Raw genomic sequence first — 1,494 nt, 5'->3', positions numbered from 1 at the left:
TGTAAATCGTCAGCAAAAAGTAGACAGTATATAGTATAAAAGTTAAGGAGTGTTTTCAAAAAAGAATTACATTTAATTATGGAAACACCTAAAAAGAAAAGTTCCGAAAAATTCGTAAAAGACATCCGTAAAAATACCAGACGGATCTTCACAGCCGAGCAGAAAATTTTAATCGTTATGGAAGGACTTCGTGCAGAAACTTCTGTAGCAGAGCTTTGTCGAGAGCATAATATTGCCCAATCTCAGTTTTATTCTTGGAACAAAGAATTTATGGAAGCCGGTAAAAAACGGCTCAATGGTGATGTTGTTAGAGAAGCCACGAGTGATGAAGTGTCGGATTTGAAGAAAGAGAATGCCCGCTTGAAGGAAATGGTTGCCGATTTGGTTTTGCGCTATGACATCGTAAAAAAAAGCTTGGACATGCTGGATTAACCCATAAATACAGAAAGTTTATGAGACTATCAGCAGGAGAAAAGTATGAAATTATTCAAGGCGTAACCACAAGTGAAATTGGTGTTAAACGAACCTTGGAGAGCTTTGGGATTGCAAGAAGTACTTTCTACAAATGGCATCAGAAATACCTTGAAAATGGTTACGATGGCTTGGAGACATCCAATAGAAGATCTAAAAGACAGTGGAACAGTATTCCGGAAGAACAAAAAGATTTGGTGGTAGAAATCGCTTTGGAACATACAGAACTTTCCTCAAGAGAATTGGCACACAAAATTACTGATGAACAAGGTGTTTTCATCTCAGAATCCAGTGTTTACAGGATTTTGAAGCAACGGGATTTAATCCCTGCGCCGAATCATTTTCTTTTTTCAGCAGCAAATGAATTTAAGGATAGAACAGAATTTGTGCATCAAATGTGGCAGACAGACTTCACTTATTTTAAAGTGATTGGCTGGGGTTGGTACTACCTAAGCACTGTTTTAGATGATTACAGCAGGTATATCATCCACTGGGAGCTATGCGATTCGATGAAAGCTGAAGATGTGAAAAGAACAGTAAATACAGCGATTGAAAAAGCAAAACTAAAGTCTAAAGCCAAACCAAAATTACTTTCAGATAATGGTTCCTGTTACGTATCAAACGAGCTCAGAACATACCTGAAAGACGATTTAAAGATGAAGCAGGTTCACGGAAAACCGATGCATCCGCAAACTCAGGGCAAAATTGAACGATACCATAGAACGATGAAAAATGTGGTTAAACTCAATCATTTTTACCATCCCGAAGAACTAGTGGAAGCCTTAGAAAAATTTGTAGAAAACTACAACAACAAGCGATATCACGAATCTTTGAAAAACCTTCCTCCAGCGGATGTTTACTTCGGAAGATCTGAGCAGATTTTGGAAAAAAGAAGACAAATAAAATCAGATTCAATCCGAAAAAGAAGACAATTGTATTTTCAACAGAAATTAATAAATTTATAAACCTAAATACTCCTTAAGGACTTATTACAAAATGTCCAATTTAGTTTGAAGACTTACA

1 pseudogene is annotated in these 1,494 nt (G+C 36.5%); it reads left to right on the top strand.

Going from position 1 to position 1,494, the window contains the following annotated elements:
• Nucleotides 1-78: 78 nt before the first annotated feature.
• Nucleotides 79-1,436, top strand: a pseudogene (locus FN817_RS22970) (IS3 family transposase).
• Nucleotides 1,437-1,494: the final 58 nt, after the last annotated feature.

It is taken from the genome of Chryseobacterium rhizoplanae, assembly GCF_900182655.1.
GTDB classification, from domain to species: Bacteria; Bacteroidota; Bacteroidia; order Flavobacteriales; family Weeksellaceae; genus Chryseobacterium; species Chryseobacterium rhizoplanae.
Note: the sequence above shows the minus strand (reverse complement) of the source record. Positions and strands in the feature narration are given on the sequence as shown.